Source organism: Reyranella sp. (assembly GCF_965228225.1).
Taxonomy (GTDB): Bacteria; Pseudomonadota; Alphaproteobacteria; order Reyranellales; family Reyranellaceae; genus Reyranella.
The window spans coordinates 2107121-2129478 of sequence record NZ_OZ245801.1; the positions used below are offsets into that span (position 1 = coordinate 2107121).

At 66.2% G+C, this 22358-nt stretch carries 27 protein-coding genes; 20 read left to right on the forward strand and 7 right to left on the reverse strand.

What is annotated here, in order from left to right:
* The first annotated feature begins 10 nt into the window (after positions 1 to 10).
* On the forward strand, positions 11 to 625 hold the full coding sequence (locus ACO07K_RS10035) for a glutathione S-transferase family protein (RefSeq protein WP_422035790.1): 615 nt from the start codon (positions 11 to 13) through the stop codon (positions 623 to 625).
* Positions 626 to 647: 22 nt separating this feature from the next.
* Positions 648 to 1310: a hypothetical protein gene (locus ACO07K_RS10040; RefSeq protein WP_422035791.1), complete on the forward strand. Its 663-nt coding sequence runs from the start codon at positions 648 to 650 to the stop codon at positions 1308 to 1310.
* On the opposite strand, the gene ACO07K_RS10045 is transcribed toward ACO07K_RS10040, so the two are convergent.
* The 3 genes from ACO07K_RS10045 to ACO07K_RS10055 form a co-directional block, all read right to left on the reverse strand.
* Positions 1282 to 2049: an RluA family pseudouridine synthase gene (locus ACO07K_RS10045; protein WP_422035792.1), complete on the reverse strand. Its 768-nt coding sequence runs from the start codon at positions 2047 to 2049 to the stop codon at positions 1282 to 1284. The genes ACO07K_RS10040 and ACO07K_RS10045 overlap by 29 nt on opposite strands.
* Positions 2034 to 3455, reverse strand: a complete 1422-nt coding sequence (locus ACO07K_RS10050) for an amidase (protein WP_422035793.1) — start codon at positions 3453 to 3455, stop codon at positions 2034 to 2036. Before ACO07K_RS10050 ends, ACO07K_RS10045 begins: the two co-directional genes overlap by 16 nt.
* 156 nt (positions 3456 to 3611) lie before the next feature.
* Positions 3612 to 4787 carry a fumarylacetoacetate hydrolase family protein gene (locus ACO07K_RS10055; protein ID WP_422036650.1) on the reverse strand — a complete coding sequence of 392 codons (1176 nt, stop codon included), beginning with the start codon at positions 4785 to 4787 and terminating at the stop codon, positions 3612 to 3614.
* A 19-nt stretch (positions 4788 to 4806) separates the two neighbouring features.
* On the opposite strand from ACO07K_RS10055, the gene ACO07K_RS10060 reads away from it, so the two are divergent.
* From ACO07K_RS10060 to ACO07K_RS10075, 4 genes are all read left to right on the forward strand, one after another.
* Positions 4807 to 5748, forward strand: coding sequence for a dihydrodipicolinate synthase family protein (locus ACO07K_RS10060; RefSeq protein WP_422035794.1), 942 nt, complete (start codon positions 4807 to 4809; stop codon positions 5746 to 5748).
* Positions 5749 to 5770: 22 nt separating this feature from the next.
* Entirely contained in the window at positions 5771 to 6241 is a 471-nt protein-coding gene (locus ACO07K_RS10065; protein WP_422035795.1) for a hypothetical protein, read from the forward strand.
* 499 nt (positions 6242 to 6740) lie between these two features.
* On the forward strand, positions 6741 to 7196 hold the full coding sequence (locus ACO07K_RS10070) for a GNAT family N-acetyltransferase (RefSeq protein WP_422035796.1): 456 nt from the start codon (positions 6741 to 6743) through the stop codon (positions 7194 to 7196).
* 119 nt (positions 7197 to 7315) lie between these two features.
* Entirely contained in the window at positions 7316 to 7834 is a 519-nt protein-coding gene (locus ACO07K_RS10075; RefSeq protein ID WP_422035797.1) for a hypothetical protein, read from the forward strand.
* A 3-nt stretch (positions 7835 to 7837) separates the two neighbouring features.
* On the opposite strand, the gene ACO07K_RS10080 is transcribed toward ACO07K_RS10075, so the two are convergent.
* The gene (locus tag ACO07K_RS10080) at positions 7838 to 8482 is read right to left on the reverse strand and encodes a glutathione S-transferase family protein (RefSeq protein WP_422035798.1); all 645 of its coding nucleotides are present in this window, start codon (positions 8480 to 8482) and stop codon (positions 7838 to 7840) included.
* A 118-nt stretch (positions 8483 to 8600) separates the two neighbouring features.
* Here ACO07K_RS10080 and ACO07K_RS10085 point away from each other — a divergent pair, with 118 nt between their 5' ends.
* The gene (locus ACO07K_RS10085; RefSeq protein ID WP_422035799.1) at positions 8601 to 8954 is read left to right on the forward strand and encodes a cupin domain-containing protein; all 354 of its coding nucleotides are present in this window, start codon (positions 8601 to 8603) and stop codon (positions 8952 to 8954) included.
* 96 nt (positions 8955 to 9050) lie between these two features.
* Here the strand turns inward: ACO07K_RS10085 and ACO07K_RS10090 are convergent, their stop codons facing one another.
* On the reverse strand, positions 9051 to 10583 hold the full coding sequence (locus tag ACO07K_RS10090) for an acyl-CoA synthetase (protein ID WP_422035800.1): 1533 nt from the start codon (positions 10581 to 10583) through the stop codon (positions 9051 to 9053).
* Positions 10583 to 12142 (reverse strand): acyl-CoA synthetase, encoded by a 1560-nt coding sequence (locus ACO07K_RS10095; protein WP_422035801.1) that lies wholly within the window; start codon positions 12140 to 12142, stop codon positions 10583 to 10585. The genes ACO07K_RS10090 and ACO07K_RS10095 overlap by 1 nt, the downstream gene beginning before the upstream one ends.
* Positions 12143 to 12202: 60 nt before the next feature.
* Between ACO07K_RS10095 and ACO07K_RS10100 the strand changes: the two genes are divergently transcribed.
* The 13 genes from ACO07K_RS10100 to ACO07K_RS10160 all read left to right on the forward strand — a co-directional run bounded on the left by ACO07K_RS10100 (position 12203) and on the right by ACO07K_RS10160 (position 21907).
* Positions 12203 to 13438 carry a cytochrome P450 gene (locus ACO07K_RS10100; protein WP_422035802.1) on the forward strand — a complete coding sequence of 412 codons (1236 nt, stop codon included), beginning with the start codon at positions 12203 to 12205 and terminating at the stop codon, positions 13436 to 13438.
* 17 nt (positions 13439 to 13455) lie between these two features.
* A complete protein-coding gene (locus ACO07K_RS10105) occupies positions 13456 to 14163 on the forward strand; it encodes a PP2C family protein-serine/threonine phosphatase (RefSeq protein ID WP_422035803.1) in 708 nt (235 codons plus the stop codon).
* Positions 14160 to 15161 (forward strand): asparaginase, encoded by a 1002-nt coding sequence (locus tag ACO07K_RS10110; RefSeq protein WP_422035804.1) that lies wholly within the window; start codon positions 14160 to 14162, stop codon positions 15159 to 15161. The genes ACO07K_RS10105 and ACO07K_RS10110 overlap by 4 nt, the downstream gene beginning before the upstream one ends.
* A gap of 20 nt (positions 15162 to 15181) precedes the next feature.
* Positions 15182 to 16435, forward strand: a complete 1254-nt coding sequence (locus ACO07K_RS10115) for a class I SAM-dependent RNA methyltransferase (RefSeq protein WP_422035805.1) — start codon at positions 15182 to 15184, stop codon at positions 16433 to 16435.
* A 203-nt stretch (positions 16436 to 16638) separates the two neighbouring features.
* Entirely contained in the window at positions 16639 to 16860 is a 222-nt protein-coding gene (locus ACO07K_RS10120; RefSeq protein ID WP_422035806.1) for a hypothetical protein, read from the forward strand.
* Between the two features lie 30 nt (positions 16861 to 16890).
* The gene (locus tag ACO07K_RS10125; protein WP_422035807.1) at positions 16891 to 17211 is read left to right on the forward strand and encodes a hypothetical protein; all 321 of its coding nucleotides are present in this window, start codon (positions 16891 to 16893) and stop codon (positions 17209 to 17211) included.
* A gap of 20 nt (positions 17212 to 17231) precedes the next feature.
* A complete protein-coding gene (cax, locus tag ACO07K_RS10130; RefSeq protein WP_422035809.1) occupies positions 17232 to 18326 on the forward strand; it encodes a calcium/proton exchanger in 1095 nt (364 codons plus the stop codon).
* Between the two features lie 30 nt (positions 18327 to 18356).
* The gene (locus tag ACO07K_RS10135; protein ID WP_422035810.1) at positions 18357 to 18563 is read left to right on the forward strand and encodes an ion channel; all 207 of its coding nucleotides are present in this window, start codon (positions 18357 to 18359) and stop codon (positions 18561 to 18563) included.
* Between the two features lie 121 nt (positions 18564 to 18684).
* Complete coding sequence (locus ACO07K_RS10140; RefSeq protein ID WP_422035811.1) at positions 18685 to 19389, forward strand: Crp/Fnr family transcriptional regulator; 705 nt, start codon at positions 18685 to 18687, stop codon at positions 19387 to 19389.
* A gap of 163 nt (positions 19390 to 19552) precedes the next feature.
* Positions 19553 to 20188 (forward strand): hypothetical protein, encoded by a 636-nt coding sequence (locus ACO07K_RS10145; RefSeq protein ID WP_422035812.1) that lies wholly within the window; start codon positions 19553 to 19555, stop codon positions 20186 to 20188.
* Between the two features lie 31 nt (positions 20189 to 20219).
* Complete coding sequence (ppk2, locus tag ACO07K_RS10150; RefSeq protein ID WP_422035813.1) at positions 20220 to 21032, forward strand: polyphosphate kinase 2; 813 nt, start codon at positions 20220 to 20222, stop codon at positions 21030 to 21032.
* Between the two features lie 36 nt (positions 21033 to 21068).
* Positions 21069 to 21506, forward strand: a complete 438-nt coding sequence (locus tag ACO07K_RS10155) for a hypothetical protein (protein ID WP_422035814.1) — start codon at positions 21069 to 21071, stop codon at positions 21504 to 21506.
* Between the two features lie 11 nt (positions 21507 to 21517).
* Positions 21518 to 21907, forward strand: a complete 390-nt coding sequence (locus tag ACO07K_RS10160; protein ID WP_422035815.1) for a hypothetical protein — start codon at positions 21518 to 21520, stop codon at positions 21905 to 21907.
* 12 nt (positions 21908 to 21919) lie between these two features.
* Here ACO07K_RS10160 and ACO07K_RS10165 read toward each other — a convergent pair whose 3' ends face one another.
* Positions 21920 to 22333: an avidin/streptavidin family protein gene (locus tag ACO07K_RS10165; protein WP_422035816.1), complete on the reverse strand. Its 414-nt coding sequence runs from the start codon at positions 22331 to 22333 to the stop codon at positions 21920 to 21922.
* Positions 22334 to 22358: the final 25 nt, after the last annotated feature.

Below are 22358 nucleotides of genomic sequence, written 5' to 3' on the forward strand. Positions count from 1 at the left end.
GAAACGCAAAATGAAATTCTACAATTCGGTCGGCCCCAATCCGCACATGGTCCGGATGTTCATGGCCGAGAAGGGCTTCGACGTGCCGAAGGTCGAGGTCGACCTGCGGGGCGGCGAGAATCGGCGCGAACCCTTCCTCAAGATCAATCCGGCCGGCCAGTGCCCCGCGCTCGAACTCGATGACGGCACTGTGCTCGCCGAGATCACCGCGATCTGCGAATACGTCGACGAGATCAAGAAGGACACGCCGTCGCTGATTGGCGACACGCCGGAGGAACGCGCCAATACCCGCATGTGGGTGCGCCGCATCGACCTCAACATCCTCGAGCCGGCGGCCAACGGATTCCGCTTCTCGCAGGGGCTGAAGTTCTTCCAGGATCGCGTGCACTGCATTCCCGAGGCGGCCGACGGTCTCAAGGAAGCGGCGAAGAAGAAGCTTGTCTGGCTCGACGAGCAGATGGGCTCCAAGCCCTTCGTCACGGGGAACAAGCTCACCATGGCCGACATCCTGCTGTTCACGTTCCTCGAATTTCTGGGCAAGGTCGGCCAGCCGCTCGATCCGGCGAACAAGAATATCGTGGCCTGGATGGAACGCATGAGGGCCCGGCCTAGCGCCGCGGCCTGATCGAACGGGAGGAAGTCCGCGCGTGAAAGACTGGACCGCTGCCGCGGCGAGCAACAATGCACGCTGGTGCGATGCGGTCTGTCGCGCGCACGGTCAGGCAGGACGCTTCCTGCCGCATATGTGGGTGAACGCGGCCGTCGTGCCGCGCTTCTACCCCAATGCCGTCACTCTCGCGGTCGGCGACACGGCACTCGAAGAGCAACGCACGACCGTCGAGATCCTGCAGAAATCGAATCTGCCAGGCCGCTGGTCGGTTAAAGACAGTTTCGGCACGCTCGACCTGTCGCGCCGCGGGTTCGATCTGCTGTTCGACGCAACGTGGATCCGCAGCGTCATGCCGGCCGAAGGACCGTCGACCGACATCGTCTGGACGCGCGAGGAAAAGAGCGCCGAAGGGTGGCCGGTCGACGATCCGGACTTCGCGATGTTCAAGGGGCGGCGCGGCTTCAAGGTCGTTGCCGGCTTCATGCTCTACCGTGCCGAGGAGGTGGTCGGGGTCTCCAACGTCGTCGCCGAGGCCGCGGATGCGCCGGCGGTCTGGCGGTCGCTCGCCCGGCTGGCGGCGCAGACGTTTCCGCGCCTTCCCCTGGTCGGCTACGAATCGGGCGACGAGCTCGAGGCCGCCGTGACGTCGGGCTTCGAGGCCGGCGACACGCTCAGAGTGTGGGTGACGGCGCGGGATTGAAGCCGCAGGCCTTCAGCGCCGCCAGCATATGGGAAGGCGGCGGGGCGGTGACGACGATCGGCGGCTTGCTCTTCGAGAGAGGCAGCACGATGCCATGCGATTGCAGATGGAGCTGGCTGTCCGGCACGGCGCGGCCATAGAGGCGGTCGGCGATCACCGGGCAGCCGGCAGCGGCGCAGTGGACGCGGATCTGGTGGGTGCGGCCGGTTTCTGGCTTCAGCTCCAGCCAGGTCATCCCCGGAGCGCGCCCCATCACCTTGTAACGAGTCAACGAAGGCTGGCCCTTGTCGGAAACCTTTACCGACCAGCCGCTGCGTGTGTTGAGCTTGAGCAGCGGCATGTCGAACACACCTTCCTCGGCCGGCGGCGAGCCCTCGACCACCGCCCAGTAGGTCTTTTCGGTGTCGCGGCCCGAGAACAGGCGCCCGAGCTTTGCCAGCGCCTTGGGATGGCGCCCCAGCACCAGCACACCCGCCGTGTCGGCATCGAGCCGGTGCGCCAGCGCCGGCGGCCGCGGCAGGCCGTAGCGCAGATCGTCGAAACACTCTTCGAGGTTGGGCGCGCCGCTCGGCCCGGCGTGCACGGCAAGGCCGGCCGGCTTGTCGATCACCAGGATCAGCCCGTCGCGATGCAGAACGCGGGCCTGGATCTGCTCGGCCGTCAGCGGCGGTGGCCTTTTGGGCGGCGGCCGCGATGATCCCGGGCGCGGCGCCGGAGGCGACCTCACAGGTCGGGCCATCGGTCGAGCCAGCTCTCGCTCGCCTCGTAGAGCGCGGCGGCGCGCAGCACCGAGGCCTCGTCGCGGAATCGGCCGACGATCTGCAGGCTGGTCGGCAGGCCTTCCGAATCGTAGCCGTTGCAGATCGAGAGGGCCGGGTGGCCGGTGATGTTGAACGGCATCGTGTAGGGGAACCAGTTGCGCCGCAGCTCGCCGGCCTCGACCCCATCGATGGTGATCGGGTCGAACAGATCCTGGTCGATCGGGAGCGCGGTGCGCGACACGGTCGGCGTAACCAGGAAGTCGGCGGTTTCGAACCAGCCCTGGACCATGCGGAAGAGGTCGCTGCGCTGGAACATGGCGCGCTGATAGTCGGCGCCAGACCAGTCCGCCGCCTCGGCCACCTGACGCACCAGCGACGGCGTCATGCGGTTGCCGTCGCGCCGGATCATCTCGTCGAACCGGGCCTTCCAGGTCGTGTGGTTGATCACCTTCCACGCCGAGCTGAGATCGGGCAGTTCCTCGGTGAGTTCCACCAGCTCGGCCCCCAGTTCGCGCAGCCGCACCAGCGACTGGTCGAAGGCGGCGCGAACGTCCTTCGCCACCAGCGTGTTGCCGAGCGTCGCGCTGTAGAGGATGCGCTTGCCCGTGAGATCGCCTTCGGCGCGGGCCGCGGCCAGATAGTCCGGCGGCTCGATGCCGATCGACCATGGGTCCGATGAATGCGGCCCAGCCATCGCCTGCAGCATCAGGGCGGTGTCCATCACCGTGCGCGTCATCGGAGTCACATAGGTGTAGTTGCCGAACGCGTCGGCCACCTGGCTGTGAGGGATGACGCCGTTGCTCTGCTTCAGCCCGACCATGCCATTGATCGCGGCGGGAATGCGGGTCGAGCCGCCGCCGTCGGTGGCGATCCCGATCGGCCCGATGCCCGCCGCCACTGCGACCGCCGCGCCGCCGCTCGAGCCACCCGACGTGTGCGCAGCACTCCAGGCGTTGCGCGTGCGGCCGAACAGCGGCCCGTCGGTCAGCGACTTGTGGCCGAACTCCGGCGTCGTCGTCTTGCCGAACAGGATGCCGCCCGCGCCCTTCACCCGGGCCGCGCAGACCGCGTCTTCCTTCGGCACATTGTTCTCGTAGAGCAGGGACCCGAAGGTGGTGCGCACGCCCGCCGTGTTCACGAGATCCTTGGCGGCGAACGGGATGCCGTGCAGCAGGCCCAGCGGATCGCCCTTCATGACGGCGTCTTCGGCCCTCCTGGCCGCGGCGCGCGCCTGATCGGGCACCAGGGTGATGAAGCAGTTCAGCAGCGGCTGCAGCCGCTCGGCCCGTGCCAGCACGGCATCGGTCAATTCGACGGGCGAGATCTTCTTGGCGGCGATCTGCTCGCGCAGTTCGGAGGCGGGCAGGCGGGTGAGGTCGGTCATGGTCTTCCTTGGCTCGCCGCCCAAGAACCTCAACCTTCGAGACGGTCGCGAAGCGACGTCTCGAAGGATGGGATACACAGGCGCTGTTCGTTGCCCATCCTTCGAGACGGCCTCGCGGGCCTCCTCAGGATGAGGTTTTCATTGTGGTCACGGTTATTACCGCAGCAACCCTCGTGCCGCGAGGTTGCGCATGAGGGCTCCGGTACCGAACGTCCACGGCGCAATCTTGTCGCAATGAGCCACCTTGTTGGTCAGCGTGCCGAGCTTGGGCGAGCGGATCGAGACCAGGTCGCCCACCATGTGCGTGAAGCCGGTGCCGCCGGGCTTGCGTGGTTCGGTCGGCGCGAACAGCGTGCCGGTCATCAGCGCCATGCCGTCGGGATATTGATGCGCACTCATCGCCTGGGCCACGAGGTCGGTGGGATCGCGGCTGATCTTCGAGAGGTCGCTCGAGCCACGCAGGCGGAACTGGTCGGGCCCCGTCACTTCGAGATCGACCTTGGCCTGGCGGACGTCGTCGAGCGAGAAGGTGTCGTCGAACAGGCGGATGAAGGGACCGAGCGCGCAGGAGGCGTTGTTGTCCTTGGCGATGCCCAGCAGGAGCGCGCTGCGCCCCTCGATGTCGCGCAGGTTCACGTCGTTGCCCAAGGTCGCGCCGACGATCCGGCCTTTGGCGCAGACGATCAGCGTGACCTCGGGCTCGGGATTGTTCCAGTCGGAGTCCGGCCGGATGCCGATCTCGGCACCGTAGCCCACCGCGGCCATGGGCGGCGCCTTGGTAAAAATCTCGGCATAGGGGCCGATGCCGACTTCGAGGTAGGGCGACCAGGCACCGCGCGCCATCAGCGTCTTCTTCAGCGCCTCGGCCTCGGGCGAGCCCGGCGTGATGGCGCTGACATCGGCGCCGATGATCGCATTCAGCTCGCCGCGCACCTGCTCGGCACGGGCGGGATCGCCCTTGGCATGTTCCTCGATCAGCCGCTCCAGCAGGCTGACGGCGAAGGTGACCCCGGCGGCCTTGAGCGCCTGGAGGTCGACCGGGGCGAGCAGATCGCCCACGAGGTCCTGCAGGGTGCCGATGCGCTCGCCCGGCGTGTTGCGCGCGATGGACGTGGGATCGGGCGCATTGCAGAGATCGGCCATCGTCGGCACGGTCGCCGAGAGGTCGAAAACCCCGTCGCCCCGGATCGCGACGATCGAAGGCCCCGCCGGATGGCCGGCGCGCCAGAGGCGGCCGACCAGGGTTCCGGCCGTGCCGTCCTCGGGCAGGATTTCGCTGAGAGATGGTGACACTGGACGTCTCCGGCGCTTCGTTGCAGAAAGGCGCGCCATTCCCGGGAGAAATAAGATCATGGCCGCAGCACGGATCAAAGGCGTTCTTTCGCCCGTCGTCACGCCCTTCAAGCGCGACCTGTCGCCGGATGTCGGCCGCTTCATCGCGCACTGCAAGTGGCTGATCAGCCAGGATTGCGGCCTGGCGGTCTTCGGCACCAACTCGGAAGCCAATTCGCTGTCGGCCAAGGAGCGGATGAACCTGCTCGAAGCTGTCGTCGCGGCGGGCGTGCCGACCGCGCGCATGATGCCCGGCACGGGCGCCTGCTCGATCACCGAGGCGGCCGAAGTGAGCGCCCATGCGGTGAAGCTCGGCGTCGGCGGCGTGCTGATGCTGCCGCCGTTCTACTACAAGGGTGTTCCGGAGGAGGGGCTGTTCCGCTTCTACTCGGAAGTCGTGCAACGCGTCGGTGACGACCGCCTGCGCGTCTATCTCTATCATATTCCCGGGGTCTCGGGCGTGCCGATCACGCACAAGCTGGTCGAGCGGCTGATGAAGGCCTATCCCGAGCAGATCGCCGGCATGAAGGATTCGTCGGACGACTGGCCCCATACGAAGAGCATGATCGACGCCTTCGCCAAGGACGGATTCGACGTCTTCTCCGGCAACGAGAAGCCGATCCTGGAGAACCTGAAAGCGGGCGGCGTCGGCTGCATCAGCGCCACGGCCAACATCAACCCGGGCAAGATCGCCGAGACCATCAAGGCCTACGGCACCCCCGAGGGCGACAAGCTGCAGGCCTGGATCAACGAGGTCCGCGGCGTCATGCAGGGCTATGTGATGATCCCGGCGCTGAAGTACGTGATCGCGCATTACGGCAGCGACCCGCACTGGAACCCGGTCCGTCCGCCGCTTGTCGAGATCGACGAGAAGACCGGCCGCGACATGATCGAGAAGCTCGACAAGCTCGGCTTCACCATGCCCGGCCTCAAGCAGGCGATGGCGGTCGCAGCGGAGTGACGCCAGACTCGGCGCTTGCCGCGTGATCCTGCACGCTTGGACGAGTGCCCGTGCCGCGGCGGTCGTGGTTGCCCTTGGCGTGCCGATGGTGGCTGCAGTCGGACAGTCGCCTCCGTGGAATGACGTGGCGCACTGCGGCTCCATGACTGTTCAGTCCCGGTCGAGCTTCGATGCCCTGTGGCGCATGACCATCCATGACTTTCAGGTCCTTCACGGGCTGGACGGCAGACCTTTGCTCGGCCCCCGAGTATCTGCCGGAGAGCCACAACCGGTATGCTTGAACGGTGTTGCCGTTGTCACACGCACGATTGCTCCCGGCTCTGGGGACGTCTTCCTCGATATCGTCGGGGAAGACGGCGCCGTGACGAGCATCGCCGATGGCTACATCAAGGATCGCCATTGGGACAATGTCCCGATTGTCGTCGACCACGCGGCCCGGCGACACGTGCAACCTGAGCACCTGACTTTCTTCGTATTCGAGGACATCAGGTGAGGGCGATCAGCGCCAGTCTCGACGGGGTCGCTTCGCTGGTGGAGCGAGTGCTGCCGGGGCGCGTGACGAGCATCATCGCGTTGGTGTTACTCACCGTCGCACTCGCTCTGATCATCTATGCCGTCAACTCCGTCAAACTCGCGCGATGGCTCCAGCTGGCCGCTTGAGAAGTCAGGTCGGGGCAAATCAACGAAACAACCGAAATAAACGAAATAAATGAAGCGAGTGTCGCAGCTCCCGAATCCCGGGTCGAGACAGCCGCTGACGCAACAATGTTGCTCGAAGGTGCTTCGTGTGCTGGCGAGCGTTGACAAACGAGAGTCCTCAAGCCTAAAAGATATCCATGCTCAAGACCCTCTCGCACAACGCTTGGTATTTTACGCCCCTCACATAGGCGGCGCGAAGGGTCATGACTCAACGAAGCCGCCGCATCCCGGCGGCTTTCGTGTTTTAGGACTTGGCCTCCGGGTCGCGGCGGAACCCGCAACCGGAGGACGACATGTCGATCATCGAAGCAGAAATTGAACCGCCGCTCTTGCCGCTCGCCATCCGTGTAAGGCTGGCGGGCCCGCGCGATCTTGAGGATCTCTGCGATCTTCTGGGCGAGGGTGAGTCCTCTCGCGAACAGGTGCTCACCTGGCTCGAGACGCCCGGCACGACCCTGCTGGTCGCGCAGAGCGAGATCGGGGTGCTGGCCGTCGCGGTGCTGATGACGCGGCTCGTGCCATTGGAGGGGATGGGCGCCCACAAGGTGATCGAGGTCGACAATCTCGTCGTGCGCGCAGACCAGCGTGGCCGCCGGGTCGGCCGGCGTCTCCTGGCCGCCGCCGTCGAATGGTCTCGCCAGCGGCGCGCGGTGCAGGTCGAAGCCGTGGTGGGCGAGGGGCCGGCCAAGCGCTTCTACGAAAATTTCGGCTTCGCCCTCGCCAACGATCGCCTGGTGCTGGCGGCGTGAGAGGAGGAGCTCGCTGGACGCCTGTTTTCGCGATGTGAACGGGCAGGTTGCAGGGCGTACAATGTGCTATGCTGAATCTCTTGCACATACAGTGCCGGACAATTGTGCAGGAGTAGCCCGTGGCCAAGCGTTCAACGAAGCGTACGAACGTGCCCGTCGAAAAGGCACCCGTCGCCATCAAGCAGACGATGAGCAAGCCGGTCTCCAGCTACACCGACCCGGAGCATTTGCGCACCCTCATGCAGAATGCAAAGCGCATGGGGCGCGAGGATATCTGGCGCCAGGCGTTCGACCAGCTCTGCTCGCTCGAAGGCGCCGACAAGGAAGATCCCCTGGAGCGGGCCTTCTACAGCACGCTGGCGGCCTATGAGCAGCTGCTGACGCAGAAGAACGGCCGCGCCACCCGGGCGAGCCGTACGCGTCTCAAGCTGAAGGGCAAGGGTGTCGTCGCCTGCCTGGAGGACTGGGCGAAGAGCAAGGAACCGCCCGAATCCTTCGATCTGCTGGTGGCGAACGGCATGGTCGAGATGACCGGCGAACAGCTGGTGCTGACCTATCCCGACAGGTTTTCGCCGGAAGCGGTCGCGGGCGCCACGGCGCGTCTTGCGACGTTGACCAAAGCGGCGCCCGAGGCCTGATCTCTAGGCCGGCTCGGCGTCGCGGGCGGCCCACATTTTCTTGAAGGCCGGACGGGCCTGGCAGGCGGCGAGCCAGGCCTTCACGCGCGGCGCGGCTTCGAACAGTTCCGGGGCGGCTTGGGCATAGCGCACGATCTCCGCGGCGTTGATGTCGGCCACGGTGAAGCGGTCGCCGACCAGCCAGCCGCTCTTTTCCAGCGCCTTGTCGAGCACCGCGAAGGGGCCCTTGAGCGCCTCGACCGCGGCGTCTGCGATCTTCGGATCCTTTACGCCGTTCGGATTACCCAGGCGATGATAGAGCACGTTGATGGCGTGCGGCTCGACGCCCGTCGCGGCCCACAACGCCCACATAGCGATCTGGCCTTCCTCGGCGACGGTCGCGCCGGCGAGTGGGCCGCCATGCTTGCGGGCGAGATAGAGATTGATGGCCAGTGACTCGTGCAGCACCAGCCCGTCATCGTCGATCGAGGGAATGAGGCCGCTCGGATTGACCTTCAGGAACTCCGGCGACTGCGTGTGCAGCATCCCGGCCGGCACGGCACGATAGTGCTGGATCACCGCGACGTGCTTGAACGGAAGGCCGAGTTCCTCGGCCAGCCAGATGTTGCGCGAGGCGCGGGACCGGTAGACGCCGTAAATCGTGAGCATGGAAAATCCTCGTTCCTCGAACTGTCTTCTTGACGGGATCGCGCCCGTTCTTAAGGCTTGGTGCGTTCGCGGCACAGACAAAAAACCGGGCCGGACACTCCAGGCAGGAGGATCGACGATGTCGGCACCCAGGACACGCGAAGCGGTAAAGGATGCCAGCCACCTCTACGAGGTCGAGCGGCGCGCCTACCACCTGCAGCGGCCGGGCTTCCGGGTGGCCGAGCTGCAGCTCTCGCCCACGCAGACGGTGCCCTGGCACTTTCATAACAACATCAGCGACACGTTCTACGTGGTCGAGGGGACTATGCGGCTCTTCCTGCAGGAGCCGAAGGAAGAGGTGATCCTGAAGCCGGGCGAGAGTTTCGTCGCCGCGCCGGGAAGGCCGCACCTCGTGACCAACGGTGGCGACGCCTCGCTTACGTTCCTGATCATGCAAGGCGTGGGCGAGTACGATTACGTGCCGCTGGTTTGACCTTCCTGTCATCCTGAGCGCAGCGAAGGACCTCGCGCCGGCAACGGAGTCCTCTGGTCGATCTGCAAGGTGCTTCGCGACGCTCAGGACGACAACTCAACTGATCGCCGGCGCATCCTGGCCGACGAACTGGACGCGCAGTTCGCGCTTCAGGACCTTGCCGGTGGCGTTGCGCGGGAGGGCGTCGACGAAGGTGACGGATTGCGGGACCTTGAACTTGGCGAGGCGGGCGAGGCAGTGCTGGATCACGTCGCCCTCGGCGAGGTCCTGGTCGGGCTTGCGCACGACGATCGCCATGCCGACCTCGCCCCAGCGCTCGTTGGGCACCCCGATGATCGCGGCATCGGCGATGGCGGGGATCTGGAACAGCACATTCTCGACCTCGGCGGGATACACGTTCTCGCCGCCCGAGATGTACATGTCCTTCCAGCGGTCGACGATGTAGACGAAGCCTTCCTCGTCGAGCCGCGCCGCGTCGCCGGTGTGCAGCCAACCGTCAGTGAAGCTGCGCTCCGTGGCCTGCGGATTGTTCCAGTAGCCGGGCGTGATGTTGGGGCCCTTGATCAAGAGCTCGCCGATGCCGCCGGCCGGCACGTCGTTGCCCTCGTCGTCGACCACGCGGATGGCGGTGTGCATCATCGCCTTGCCGGCCGAGCCGAGCTTTCGGATGGCGTCGGCGGCATTGAGCATCGTCCCGGCGGGGCTGGTCTCGGTCATGCCCCAGCCCTGGACCAGCGGCACGCCGCGGGCGGTCCAGGTCTCGAGGATGGCAAGTGCGCAGGGCGCCCCGCCGACGCCCGCGATGCGCAGCCGCGAGAGGTCGGCCGTCTCGAACTTCGGGTGCTGCATCATGAACTGGTAGGGCGCGGGCACCGCGAAGAAGTGGGTGATACCGAGCGACGGATCGGAGAGGCAGTCGAGCGCCTGGCCGGGATCGAAAGTGCGCATGACCACGATCGTGCCGCCGGCATGCAGCACGGGGTTGGCGTAGCAGTTGAGGCCACCGGTGTGGAACAGGGGCAGCACCACGAGCTGCACGGTCTCGGGCGTGATCAGTGCCGGGATCCCCAGATTCACGCAATTCCAGAACACCATGCCGTGGGTGATGATCGCGCCCTTGGGATGGCCGGTCGTGCCCGACGTGTACATGACCATGCCGATATCGTCATGCGTCAGCGCAACGGACGGCGGCGCCGGTCCGGCCTCGGCAAGCGCCCGCTCGTAGGCGCTGTCGGGCCGCTCATGGTCGATCTCCAGCAGGTCCTTCGAGAGAGCGGCGGCCGCTTCGGCAAAGCCCTTGTCGTGAATCAGCAGCTTCGGGCTCGAATCGCCCAGGATGTAGTCGAGCTCAGGGACCGTGAGCCTCCAGTTGAGCGGCAGCATGATGGCGCCCAGCCGGCCGCAGGCGAACTGAAGTTCGAAATATTCGGCGCAGTTGGGCGCCAGCAGGGCGATGCGGTCGCCCCTGACGATGCCTCGCGCCGCCAGCGCCGCGGTCAACCGGCCGATACGGGCGTCGAGGGCGGCATAGGAGAGCTTCCGGCCCGTGTGCAGGTCGTGAAGGGCGAGCCGATGGGGACGCCGGCCCGCATGGTGGGCGATCCAGTCGAAGTAGGGAATCGTCGGCATCAGTTCACCGCCTCGGTGAAATTCTTCCAGTAGGGCTCGCGCAACTCGCGCTTCAAGACCTTGCCGGCGCCCGACAGGGGCAGGGGCGTGTCGCGAAAGTCGACGCTGCGCGGGCATTTGTAGCCCGCGATCTGGTTTCGGCAATGGTCGATCACGTCGTCGGTGCCGAGTGAGACACCGTGCCTGAGCACGACGATGGCGTGCACACGTTCGCCCCATCGTTCGTCGGGCACGCCGATCACCGCCACTTCCGCGACGCCGGGCATCGTCGAGATCGCGTTCTCGACCTCCGCCGAGTAGACGTTCTCGCCGCCGGAGATGATCATGTCCTTCAGCCGGTCGACGATGAACACGAAGCCTTCCTCGTCCATGTAGGCGCCGTCGCCGGAATAGTACCAGCCGTCCTCCAGCACCGCCTCGGTTTCGGCCGGCTTGTTCCAGTAGCCCTTCATGACGTTGGCGCCGCGGACGGCCAGCTCGCCGGTCGTGCCGCGCGGCACTTCCAGGCGGTCGGCATCGACGATCTTGACCTCGCAGGCGAGCGCTGCCTGGCCGCACGATCTCAGCCGCCCGGCATGGGGGCCAGTCAGCACCGTGTAGCGCGGGTCGAGCAGGGTGACGATGGGAGCGGCCTCGGTCATGCCGTAGCCGTGCATCAGGCGGACCTTCGGCATCCGCTCGATGGCCTTGCGCACGATGCCCTCCGGCATCGGCGAGGCGCCGTAGAGGATGAAAGACAGAGTCCGGATGTCGAACTCGTCGAAGCGCTCGTGGTTCACCAGCATGTTGATCATGGTCGGTACGAACTGCGCGTGCGTCACCTTCTCGGTCTGGATGGTCAGCAGCACCTCGACCGGCTCGAAGCGCGGCACGAAGGCGTGGCGGCCGCCCGACAGAGTGACGCCGAAGGTCGAGGCGCCGTCGGCGAGATGGAACATCGCCCCCGAATGGAGATAGGCCGTGTCCGCATCGAAGCCCATGCCCGCCACGCCGTTCAGGGCGTTCACCACCAGGTTGGTATGGGTGAGCATCACGCCCTTGGATCGCCCCGTCGTGCCGCCGGTGTAGAACAGGCCGCCGAGATCGTCGTCATGCGCTCCGACATCCTCCATCGCTTCGTAGCTCGTGAGGTCCTCGTAGTGGAGGATGCCGTCCGGGCTCGCCAGATCGTCGAGCCAGATCACTTCGCGCACCGACGGGGTGCGGCCCTCGAGCGCCTTGAGATGGTGCGACATGCCGGTGTCGATGAACAGCGCCACCGCGCCGGCATCGTTCAGGATATACTCGATCTCCGGGGCGGCCAGCCGCGTGTTGACCGGCACCATCACCGCGCCCATCCACGGCAGCGCGTACATCAGTTCGAGATAGCGGTCGGAATTCAGGGCGAGGAGGGCCACCCGGTCGCCGCGTCGCACACCCAGTGCGGAAAGCGCGCCGGCCACCCGACTGATCCGGTCGGCACTCTGCTGCCAGGTGCGGCGGCGGCCGGCAAAGGAGGTGGCGATGCCGTTGGGGCGGGTCTGGACGGCGCGGCGAAGTCCTTGGGTGAGTGCAAACATGGGCCGATGCTAGGGGCTCGTTCGTTCGCGCGGCAAGGGGCTTCGTGGTAGAGGGGAAGCATGGACACCATCGCCCAGCCGACCGCACCTGCGAAGGACCTCGAGTTCAACCCGCTCGACCCGGCCTTCATCGCCGACCCCTATCCCTTCTATCGCCGGCTGCGCGAAGTCGCCCCGGTGTTGAAGACGCCGCAGGGCTTCTGGCTGATCACGCGCTACGAGGACGTGGCGCTGTCGCTGCGCGACAAGCGCTTTGGCAAGGACTTCGAAGGCAACATGCGGCGCCGCTACGGCAGCGACCGCATGGACGAGCCCGCGGTGGCGAGTCTGGCGAAGACGATGCTGGTGCAGGATCCGCCCGATCACACGCGCCTGCGCGGGCTGGTCACCAAGGCCTTCACGGCGCGTCGCGTGGCCGACATGCGGCCGCGGATCGAGGCGTTGGTCAAAGAACAGCTCGACCGGGTCGCCGACAAGGGCGAGATGGATGTGATGCGCGACCTGGCTCATCGCCTGCCGGTCATCGTGATCTGCGACATGCTGGGCATTCCCGAAGAGCATCGCGCCCCGTTCCTGGCGGGCAGCAACGTCAACGGCCGCATCCTCGAGCCGGTTCCGATGACCCGCGAGGAGCTCGACCAGGCCAACCGCAACACCCAGATGGCCGGCGTCTATTTCAACCAGCTGTGCGAGCTGCGCCGCCGCGAACCGCGCGACGATCTCACCACCGAGCTGGTGAAGGCGGAAGAGGCGGGCGACAAGCTGTCGGCCGAGGAGCTGCAGGCCAATATCGGCCTGCTGTTCGGTGCGGGGCACGAGACCACTACCAACCTGATCGGCAACGGCCTGCTGGCATTGCATCGCAATCCCGATCAATGGGAGCGGCTCAAGGCCGATCCGTCGCTGATCCCCAACGCGGTCGAGGAACTGCTGCGCTACGATTCGTCGGTGCAGATCACCGGCCGCGTCACCCATGCGGAAGTCGAACTGGGCGGCGTGACGATCGGCGCGGAGCAGAGCATCGTAGCCCTGCTGGGCGCGGCGAACCGCGATCCGGCGCAGTATCCCGATCCCGACCGGCTCGACGTCGGTCGCGAGCATATCCGGCCGATGTCGTTCGGCGGCGGCATCCATCATTGCCTGGGCGCACAACTTGCGAGGCTCGAAGCCGAGCTGGTGTTCGCGGCGCTGATCGAGCGCATGCCGAACCTGACGCTCCCCGAGAAGGACACGCCTGCCTGGCGCCGCAGCTTCACGCTGCGCGGCCTGAGCAAGCTCCCGGCGGTCTGGCACTGAAGGATTCGACGAAAGACATGACGACGCGGTGGCGGGGCGAGGGCGGCCAGCATCAGGGCGCCCGTCCGTATCAAGAAGACAGTTGGCGTCTGGTGACGCTGGGCGACGGCTCGGTTCTCGCGGTGGTGGCCGACGGGATGGGCGGACATGCAGGCGGCGCGGTCGCCAGCCAGCTCGCGGTCGACGCCTTCATCCATGCGGTGGAGCAAGGCGGTCGGCTCGACGACGGGCTGCACGACGCCAATCAGGCGGTGGGCCGGGGCGCTCTCGCACGGCACGAACTCACCGGCATGGGCGCGACGCTGATCGCGGTCCAGGTGCGCGGCGACGAGGTGCGCTGGATCAGCGTCGGCGATTCGCCCTTCTACCTGGTCGAGGCCGGCAAAATCGCACGGCTGAACGCCGATCATTCGATGGCGCCGCAGATCGACGCGCTGGTCGCTCGCGGCATGCTCTCGGAGGAGGATGCCGAGCATCATCCCGGTCGGCACACGCTGCGCGAGGCGGTGATGGGCGAGCCGCTCACTCTGGTCGACCGCGGAACCCGCCGGCTGGGACCGGACGCGCGCCTGCTGGTGTGCAGCGACGGCATCCACAGCCTGAGCAGCGAACAGCTTCTGGCGCAGGCCTCGCTGCCGGTCGAGGGCATCATCGCAGCCGTTCTGGCGGTGGCCAAGGGGCATCAGGACAACATCACCGTGGTCAAGCTGGAGCGCGTGCGATGAGCCGAGGCCCTGTCGTCATCGAAGTCACGCGCGGTCCGGTCGTCGAGAGCCGGCACGAGGGCATCGCCGCGGTCGTCAAGGCCGACGGCACCGTGGTCGAATCCTGGGGCGACATCGATGCAGCCATCCTGCCGCGCTCGGCCAACAAGCCGATCCAGGCAATGGCGTTCGTGGAGAGCGGCGCGGTCGAACGCTTTGGCCTGGGCGACGAGCATGTGGCGCTGTCCTGCGCCTCGCACAGCGGCGAGACGCGCCATGTCGAGACGGTACGCGCGTGGCTGGCGAAGATCGGGTTGAGCGAGGCCGATCTCGAATGCGGCACCCATGCGCCGCGCCTGCAGTCGAGCATCGAGGCGCTGGCCCGGGCCAACACCCTGCCGACGGCGGCGTTCAACAACTGCTCGGGCAAGCATAGCGGCTTCCTGACGACGGCCGTTCACTATGGCGAGCCGGCCCGGGGCTACATCCAGTACGACCACCCGGTGCAGCGCCGGCTGCGCGAGACGATGAGCGCGCTGTGCGGCCTCGACGCCGACGCCTTTCCGCACGGCACCGATGGCTGCGGGATTCCCACGCTCGCCACGCCGCTCAAGAACTTGGCACAGGCGATGGCCGCGATGGCCGATCCGTCGGGCCTGTCCAGCAAGCGCGCCGACGCTGCCAACCGGATCCGCAAGGCGATGAACGCCGAGCCCTTCATGGTGGCCGGCACCGGCCGCTTCTGCACCCGCATCAACGAGGCAGCGCCTGGCGTGATCCAGGTCAAGACCGGCGCCGAGGGTGTGTTCTGCGGCATGCTGCCGACGCTCGGCCTCGGCGTGGCGCTCAAGGTGTGGGACGGCGCGGGCCGGGCGGCCGAGGTCGCGATGGCGGCGCTGCTGGATCATCTCGGCGTGCTGCCGGCGGGGCAGCGCGAAGAGGTGCTGCATCCGCAGATCAAGAATGTCGTCGGCCTGCTGGTCGGCGAGATGAGGCCGGCGAAGAGCTGGCTGGGCTGAGCCCGGCGCCCGAGCCCACCATGAGTATCACACTGGACATCCTGGAGGTCGGCGCCCGCGGCGACGGCGTGGCCGATCTCGAGGGCAAGCGCTACTTCGTGCCGTATTGTCTGCCGGCCGAGACGGTCGAGGCCGAACCGCTCGACAAGCGCGGCGACGGCATTGCCTGCGAGCTGCTTGAGGTGCTGGCGCCGTCCCGCCACCGCGAGGCGCCGCCGTGCCCGCATTTTGGCACCTGCGGCGGCTGCGCGCTCCAGCACTGGCGGCGCGATATCTACACCGGCTGGAAGAGTGAGCTGATCGCCAAGGCGCTGGCGCAACGCGGCGTGAAAGCGCCGCGCTTCGAGGCGCCGGTGACCTGCGAACCGGGCGAGCGCCGGCGCGCCGACATCGTGCTGAGGCGCGAGGGCAAGCGGGTTCTCGCGGGCTTCCACGTACGGGCGAGCCAGAGCGTCGTCGACATCGACACCTGCGTCGTCGCGCGGCCCAGGATCAACGCGGTGCTTGCCTCGCTGCGCACGGCAATGGCTTCCATCCTGCGCGACGGCACCTCGGCCGATGCCGTGGTCAATGAGACCGACACCGGCCTCGACGTGCTGATCCGCCCGCACAAGCGCTTCGACTTGACCCTGCCGATCCGCGAGACCCTGATCGCGCTGGCCGAGAGCGCCGACCTGGCGCGCGTGAGCTGGGGCGACCGCGCGACGGCCGAGCCGGTGCTGGTGCGGCGCACGCCGCAGCTCATCCTGGGCGACGTGGCGATCGAGCCGCCGCCGGGCGCCTTCCTGCAGGCGACCAAGCGGGCCGAGCTGGTAATGCGTGCGGGTGTCAACGCCTGGGCCGGGGAGGCGGCGCACCTCGCCGACCTTTTCGCCGGCATCGGCGCGCTGTCGCTCGGCAAGCCGGGCCGGCTCAGCCTGTTCGAGTACGACCGCCCGTCGGTCGCCGCCGTCGACGCCACGGCGCGCAAGCTGGGCGGCAACCGCGTGACCGTGCAGCTGCGCGATCTCTTCCGCCGGCCGCTCAGTACCAAGGAACTCGATGCCTTCGACGCCGTCGTGCTCGACCCGCCGCGCGCGGGTGCGGCCGCGCAATGCGCCGAACTCGCCGCCTCGAAGGTCAAGCGCATCGTCTACGGCTCCTGCGACCCCGCCAGCTTCGCCCGCGACGTCCGCACCCTGCAGGACGGCGGTTACCGGCTGGAAAAACTCATGCCCATCGACCAGTTCCTCTGGTCCGCGCATGTCGAGCTGATCGCGCTGCTGACGCGGTAGAGCCTTAGCCGATGCTGAGCTCCAGATAGATCATACGAGGTTCTCCCCCGACGAACCCGTTGACCGTTCAGTTAGCATCGACCGGCCGGGCATGCGTGTGCCCATGGGCACTGCCTGAGACTTCGCGGCGCGCGCCTTTGACTTAAGTCAACACGAAGGACGATGCCGACGCGCACAATGGCTCCGTTTAGCGGAGGCACATCATGATGCGTAGCATCGTCCTTTTCATTGCCATGGCAGGAGCGACCTGCGGGTGTGACCAGTTCGACAACCTGTCGACCGGCCAGAAGGGCGCCGTGACGGGCGCTGCTCTCGGCACCGGCATCGGGATGGTGTCCGGCGGAAGCTTCGGCCAGGTCGTGGGCGCGGGTCTTATCGGCGGCGCGGTCGGCTATATCGGCGGCACCGCCATCGGCAACAAGTAGCGGCTTCGGGGCGGTCCGATGAGAACCGGAATGCTTGGCGCGCTCATCGCCTTGGCGGCCATCTTGGCTGCAGACGCGGTCGCGCAGACGCAGGGACTGACTTTCGAGCGTGCGGCCTACCTCACCTGTCGGGAAGCCCACGCTCTGCCTCGGAACCAGCGCGTCGCGCTAGCGGAGTTCCTCGCCGACCATGTCGCCAGGCATCGCGGCGTCACAATCCCGGACGGCGAACAGGGAGCCCAGCTCGCGAGTCTGGTTCGGGGCGGCTGCACGATTTCTCCCGATGCCTACCTCTTCGTGGTGATCGATCGCGCCGTCGCCGCCGAGTCCGGCAGGCTTCCGAACCGTTGACGAGCGGTGGAACGGCTCCGATGAACGCAGCCCGCCGTGTCCTGGCCGAAGCACCGCTGTCGTGGCTGCTGCTGGCGGTGCCGATCGCCGCGGGAATGCACCACGTGCGGCCCGACGCGCCGCTCCTGGTCTTCGGGCTGGCCTGCGTCGCCATCATCCCGCTGGCGGGTCTCCTTGGCGTGGCGACAGAGAAGCTGGCGGTACGACTTGGCGAGGGTATCGGGGGCTTCCTCAATGCGACGCTCGGTAACGCCGCGGAACTGATCATCGCCCTGGTGGCCCTGCGTGCCGGCATGATCGACGTCGTCAAGGCGTCGCTCACCGGCTCGATCATCGGGAATCTTCTGCTCGTTCTTGGTGCGGCCTTCCTGGCCGGCGGTCTCCGGCACAAGGTTCAGAGCTTCGCCACCATCGGCGTTCGGACGCAGATCGGCATGATGGCGCTGGCGGCGATCGCGATTCTGGTTCCTTCGGTTTTCGCCGCGCTCGGTTCGGCCGAGATGGCGAGCCGGTCGATCCACTACAGTGTCGTCGTATCTGTCCTCCTTCTGGGCGTCTATGCTCTCAGCTTGGTATTCCTGTTGCGTACCCATGCCGACCTGTTCCGGGGTGGGGAGCCGGCTGGCCAACCGGAGCCACATGGCCTGCCGTGGTCCGTTTCCCTCACGGTCGGGGTGATGTCCACGGTCACCGTGCTGATCGTGTGGATGAGCGAGATCCTGGTCGGCACGGTGGAGCACGCCGCCTCCGCCCTGGGCCTCTCCAACCTGTTTATCGGCGTCGTCGTGGTCGCGGTGGTCGGAAATGCGGCAGAGCACAGCACCGCCGTACTGGTCGCGATGCGCAATCGCATGGAGATGGCTGTCGGCATCGCCATCGGCAGCAGCACGCAGATCGCGCTGTTCGTCGCACCGTTGCTGGTGCTCCTCAGCCTTGTCATCGCGCCGCAACCCCTCAGCCTGGCCTTTTCCGGAGTCGAGGTCTTCCTGGTGCTGGCTGCGACCTTTATTGCCTCGATCCTCATCGTGGACGGCAAGTCCACCTGGTTCACCGGCGTGCAGCTCATTGCCGTCTATCTCGTGATGGCAATCACCGTGTTCGCGATTCCCGGCTAACGGATCATCACGGCGCCTGCAGACGCCGACATGCTCTGTTTTGCGTTCGTCACCTATACGACCCCAGGCTATGGGGACGTGAATCCCGTGCAGCCGTGGCGACTCATCGGACCGACCACGGCAATGTGCGGTGTGCTGATGTTGGGCTGGTCGACCGCGGTGATCTTCGAGGTTCTGCCGCAGGCTCTCTCCGTGCTCCCGGGGAGGCCGTCGCCCCATCGACCGATGCGCGGGTAAACCGGGACGGTCACTTCTGCGTGGGCGTGTGGTCTTCCGATCACTGGAATGATATGTGCACTTGGTGCGCAACCACACAAGCTTGTCCGGACCGACGGCGGTCGGACTGCCGAGGGCCCAGATGCTCTCGGTCCTGCCTTGTGACACGTGCATCGGCCGGACGCTCAACCTGTGCCGGCCGTTGGATGACTCGAGACTGAGGCACCTTTTGTCTCTTGGCGGCGTCCGGCACTGGAAGAAGAACGATACCCTCTTTCGTGCGGGCGACCCGATCGGGTCCTTTTTCAAAATTCGCAAAGGCGTCGTCGCGGTCTTCCACACGCTCGATGACGGACGCCGGCAGATCATGGCGTTGCGCGCGCCCGGCGATTGCGTCGGCTATCTCGACAAGAACGGCAGCTACGCCTTCGAAGGCGTGGCCCTGACCGACGTAGAGGCCTGCGCTTTCGACCGGCGCAAGTTTGACGCCTTCGTTGCCCAGCATTCCGACCTCGCGGCCGCGCTTGCGGAGGCGCTGTCGAGTGCATTGAAGCAGGTCGGTTTTCTGACCTTGGTTCTCGGCCGGCTTCGGTCGACGGAGCGGGTGGCGCATTTTCTCGCGGAGATCAGTGCGCTGTATACCGAGCGACATGTCTCCTTGGCGCAGCCTCTGACTCTGCACATGGGCCGGCAGGAGATCGCCGACTATCTGGGCCTTACGATCGAGACGGTGAGCCGATCCATCGGCAAGCTGAAGAGCCGCAACATCATTGCTCTGATCGAGAGCGGCGAGGTCGTGATCCTCGATTTCGACAAGCTTCGGCAGGCCGGCAAGGTGACGGCTTAGCGCCGCACTGGCCGTCACGCGCCGTGCATCGGCCCACGATCACTTTGACATTGGTCAAAGACAGGCTGCGTTTCCTGGCGAAATCTGTCTCCCACGGCGCGCTCCCGCTGGCCGGCCAAGGTCGGACGGGAAGGGACGCCGATAACGTAAGGGGGGCCTGACAATGATGCACACATCTCGACGCACCATGCTGAAGGTGATGACCGGCGGCGCACTCGCAGCCGGTGGCGTCGGCATCCTGGCCGCGCCCGCCCTGGCGCAGGAATTCGTCGTTACGAACAACTACCAGAACTTCAAGCGCGGCAAGATCGACGGGCTCCATCCGGATCGCCGCATCCTCAACATCACGTGGGAAGATATGGGGCGGATCAAGATGCGTGCCGCCGACCTGGTCACCAACTACCCGGCGCTGCGCGAAGGCATGATCGTCGACTGCAACTATTTCGACCATATCGACGTGATGATTGCCAAGAAGTCGCCGCAGGCGGATGCCCAGGCCAAGGCGCTGACGGATAAGGGGGCGCAGCTCACCGGGATCCCGGGGGCGCGCGAACCGATCCGGATGTGGAGCATGTCCGGCATGGTCACCAAGGTGACTCCGGAGAATGGCGGCCTCTGGCTCATCAATGCCTCAAATGGCAAACCGGAAGAGCCCTCACCCAACAGTGGCGAGGTCATCACCATGCCGCCGGTCCTCACCGCGGCCGGCCGGGCGGCCCTGGCCACCCTGAAGCCGGGCGACCTCGTGGCCACCGTGTGGACGCATCAGACGGCAATCGCCGTCAAGATCATCCGCTGAACCGCGAGCCGGTCGCCCACTGGGGTTTCGGATGTCGAAGAAAAAAGACAGCAGCGCGGGGACGGAAAAGCTCAGGCGCAAGATCTACGAGAAGGAGCTGCGCAAACTGCAGGTCGAGCTTTGCCGGCTGCAGGATTGGGTCAAGGTCTCCGGCGAGCGCGTAGTCATCGTGCTGGAGGGGCGCGACGCGGCGGGCAAGGGGGGCACCATCAAGGCTCTGACCGAGCGGGTGAGCCCTCGGGTGTTCCGCGTCGTCGCGCTGCCGGCGCCGTCCGACCGCGACAAGACACAGATGTACGTTCAACGCTACGTCGAGCATTTCCCGGCTGGTGGCGAGATCGTGATCTTCGACCGCAGTTGGTACAATCGCGCCGGTGTCGAGTACGTCATGGGCTTCTGTACGGCCGAGCAGCATCAGCGTTTTCTCGACATCTGTCCGGTCTTCGAAAAGTTTGCCATCGAAGGGGGATTGCGCCTCATCAAGATCTGGCTCGAGGTCGGACAGGAGGAGCAGGATCGTCGCTTCAAGGCGCGGATCGAAGACCCGCTCCGCCAGTGGAAGCTGAGCCCGATGGACGTCCAGTCCTACTCGCGATGGTACGATTATTCGCGGGCGCGCGACCTGATGCTGGAACACACCGACTCCGACCAGGCGCCCTGGCACATCGTGCGGTCCGACGACAAGAAGCGGGCGCGCCTGAACGTGATTGCGCACATCCTGGCGCAGATTCCCTACAAGAATGTCGAACGCGCCAAGGTGAAATTGCCTTCGCGGTCGGAGAAGCGGCGGTTCGACGACCTCGCCTCGATCGCCGATCGCCGATACGTCGCGCAGAAATATTAGGCGCACGACACCTTCATGCCCATCGAGGAGAGCGGAATGTCCAAGCTGTTGAGCGTCCAGGATCTGCATATACGGATGGCCGAGGCGGAAGGGGCCAAGGCCTCGGCTGCGCTGAAGGCGCGCGAGGCAGCAGAGGCGGAGAAGAAGGCGTTCATCGACCATCTTCTGGCGCCGTCGGGACTGACCGACGAACAAGCGAGCGAAAAGGCCTCGATCATCATCGAGCGCGCAATGGCGAACGGCCTGACATCGGTCCAGGTGCTTCGCTTCCCCAACCATATCTGTACCGACGGCGGCCGGGCGATCAACCAGGTCGAGGAGGGGTGGGAAAATACCCTGAGCGGCCTGCCGAAGGAGATCTACCAGTACTGGAAGCGCAAGCTGCGGCCCCTCGGCTATCATATCCGCTATCACATCGTCGACTATCCGGGCGGGATGCCGGGCGACATCGCCATCACCTTGAGCTGGGGCTGATCCTGAGAACGGTGGAGAAGGCTCGACGCTTCCTCATCGCGGCTCTTCTTGCCTCACTGGGTAGCAGCGTTTTTGCTCAGCAGGTGGAAGGGTCTTTTGTCGGCACGTGGAAGGGCGATGTCCCGGGAATTGGCGAAGCGACTCTCGTCGTCACCGCGCTGGGAAGCGATGGGCGTGTCGAGGGCAGGATGGAGTTTGCGCTTCAGGGCTTCGTCTCCACTTTCGCCGACACGGTCGATTCCGGGAAGCGCACGAACAAGGGCACGGTATCGGATGGGACGCTCACCATCGAGGCGGCGTTGGGAGGCCGATACGTGCTGCGACGCACCGGCGATGGCCTGAGCGGCAGGTACATCCGTGGCACGACGTTGGACGTCCCGGTCATATTGAAGAAATCCTGACGCCCCCCGAAGTTAGCGCCGCGTGTAGGAGTCGGAGCCGGTCCGGAGGCGGGGCGCGCCGTACTCTTCGTACGCGAGCACCCATTCGACCCCGAGACGGCCTTCGTTGAAATAACCGGTCCACGAGGTGATCGAGGCGCAGTCCACCGACGCGTTCTTCCAGCGGACCGTGTAGGAGATGCGCGGGCCGTCCATCCAGCCGACGATCGGGAAGGCCACGCCGGCGCATTTGTAGCCCGCCGCGTTGTTGGCATAGGTCCCGGCAACGCGGCCGTCGGTGCCGACCGCCTGGATCACCAGCACGGACCCGTGATCGTTCACCCAGGTGCCCGTGACCGCGGGCGACTGGGCCGTCGCCTGCGGCACGGGAAGGCAGAATCCGGCCATCAGGCCAAGTCCGAGGATCGACGCGAGACGCTCAGTCATCTAGGTTCCGGCAAATGATTGCTGG

Coding starts and splice junctions, on each gene's coding strand:
- ACO07K_RS10105 (WP_422035803.1), top strand. CDS start 13,456: ATGACGACGCGGTGGCGGGGCGAGGGCGGCCAGCATCAGGGCGCCCGT.
- ACO07K_RS10070 (WP_422035796.1), top strand. CDS start 6,741: ATGTCGATCATCGAAGCAGAAATTGAACCGCCGCTCTTGCCGCTCGCC.
- ACO07K_RS10035 (WP_422035790.1), top strand. CDS start 11: ATGAAATTCTACAATTCGGTCGGCCCCAATCCGCACATGGTCCGGATG.
- ACO07K_RS10135 (WP_422035810.1), top strand. CDS start 18,357: ATGCTCTGTTTTGCGTTCGTCACCTATACGACCCCAGGCTATGGGGAC.
- ACO07K_RS10055 (WP_422036650.1), bottom strand. CDS start 4,787: ATGGCGCGCCTTTCTGCAACGAAGCGCCGGAGACGTCCAGTGTCACCA.
- ACO07K_RS10045 (WP_422035792.1), bottom strand. CDS start 2,049: ATGGCCCGACCTGTGAGGTCGCCTCCGGCGCCGCGCCCGGGATCATCG.
- ACO07K_RS10110 (WP_422035804.1), top strand. CDS start 14,160: ATGAGCCGAGGCCCTGTCGTCATCGAAGTCACGCGCGGTCCGGTCGTC.
- cax (WP_422035809.1), top strand. CDS start 17,232: ATGAACGCAGCCCGCCGTGTCCTGGCCGAAGCACCGCTGTCGTGGCTG.
- ACO07K_RS10155 (WP_422035814.1), top strand. CDS start 21,069: ATGTCCAAGCTGTTGAGCGTCCAGGATCTGCATATACGGATGGCCGAG.
- ACO07K_RS10165 (WP_422035816.1), bottom strand. CDS start 22,333: ATGACTGAGCGTCTCGCGTCGATCCTCGGACTTGGCCTGATGGCCGGA.
- ACO07K_RS10080 (WP_422035798.1), bottom strand. CDS start 8,482: ATGCTCACGATTTACGGCGTCTACCGGTCCCGCGCCTCGCGCAACATC.
- ACO07K_RS10085 (WP_422035799.1), top strand. CDS start 8,601: ATGTCGGCACCCAGGACACGCGAAGCGGTAAAGGATGCCAGCCACCTC.
- ACO07K_RS10090 (WP_422035800.1), bottom strand. CDS start 10,583: ATGCCGACGATTCCCTACTTCGACTGGATCGCCCACCATGCGGGCCGG.
- ACO07K_RS10095 (WP_422035801.1), bottom strand. CDS start 12,142: ATGTTTGCACTCACCCAAGGACTTCGCCGCGCCGTCCAGACCCGCCCC.
- ppk2 (WP_422035813.1), top strand. CDS start 20,220: ATGTCGAAGAAAAAAGACAGCAGCGCGGGGACGGAAAAGCTCAGGCGC.
- ACO07K_RS10140 (WP_422035811.1), top strand. CDS start 18,685: ATGCTCTCGGTCCTGCCTTGTGACACGTGCATCGGCCGGACGCTCAAC.
- ACO07K_RS10120 (WP_422035806.1), top strand. CDS start 16,639: ATGATGCGTAGCATCGTCCTTTTCATTGCCATGGCAGGAGCGACCTGC.
- ACO07K_RS10125 (WP_422035807.1), top strand. CDS start 16,891: ATGCTTGGCGCGCTCATCGCCTTGGCGGCCATCTTGGCTGCAGACGCG.
- ACO07K_RS10060 (WP_422035794.1), top strand. CDS start 4,807: ATGGCCGCAGCACGGATCAAAGGCGTTCTTTCGCCCGTCGTCACGCCC.
- ACO07K_RS10115 (WP_422035805.1), top strand. CDS start 15,182: ATGAGTATCACACTGGACATCCTGGAGGTCGGCGCCCGCGGCGACGGC.
- ACO07K_RS10100 (WP_422035802.1), top strand. CDS start 12,203: ATGGACACCATCGCCCAGCCGACCGCACCTGCGAAGGACCTCGAGTTC.
- ACO07K_RS10050 (WP_422035793.1), bottom strand. CDS start 3,455: ATGACCGACCTCACCCGCCTGCCCGCCTCCGAACTGCGCGAGCAGATC.
- ACO07K_RS10145 (WP_422035812.1), top strand. CDS start 19,553: ATGATGCACACATCTCGACGCACCATGCTGAAGGTGATGACCGGCGGC.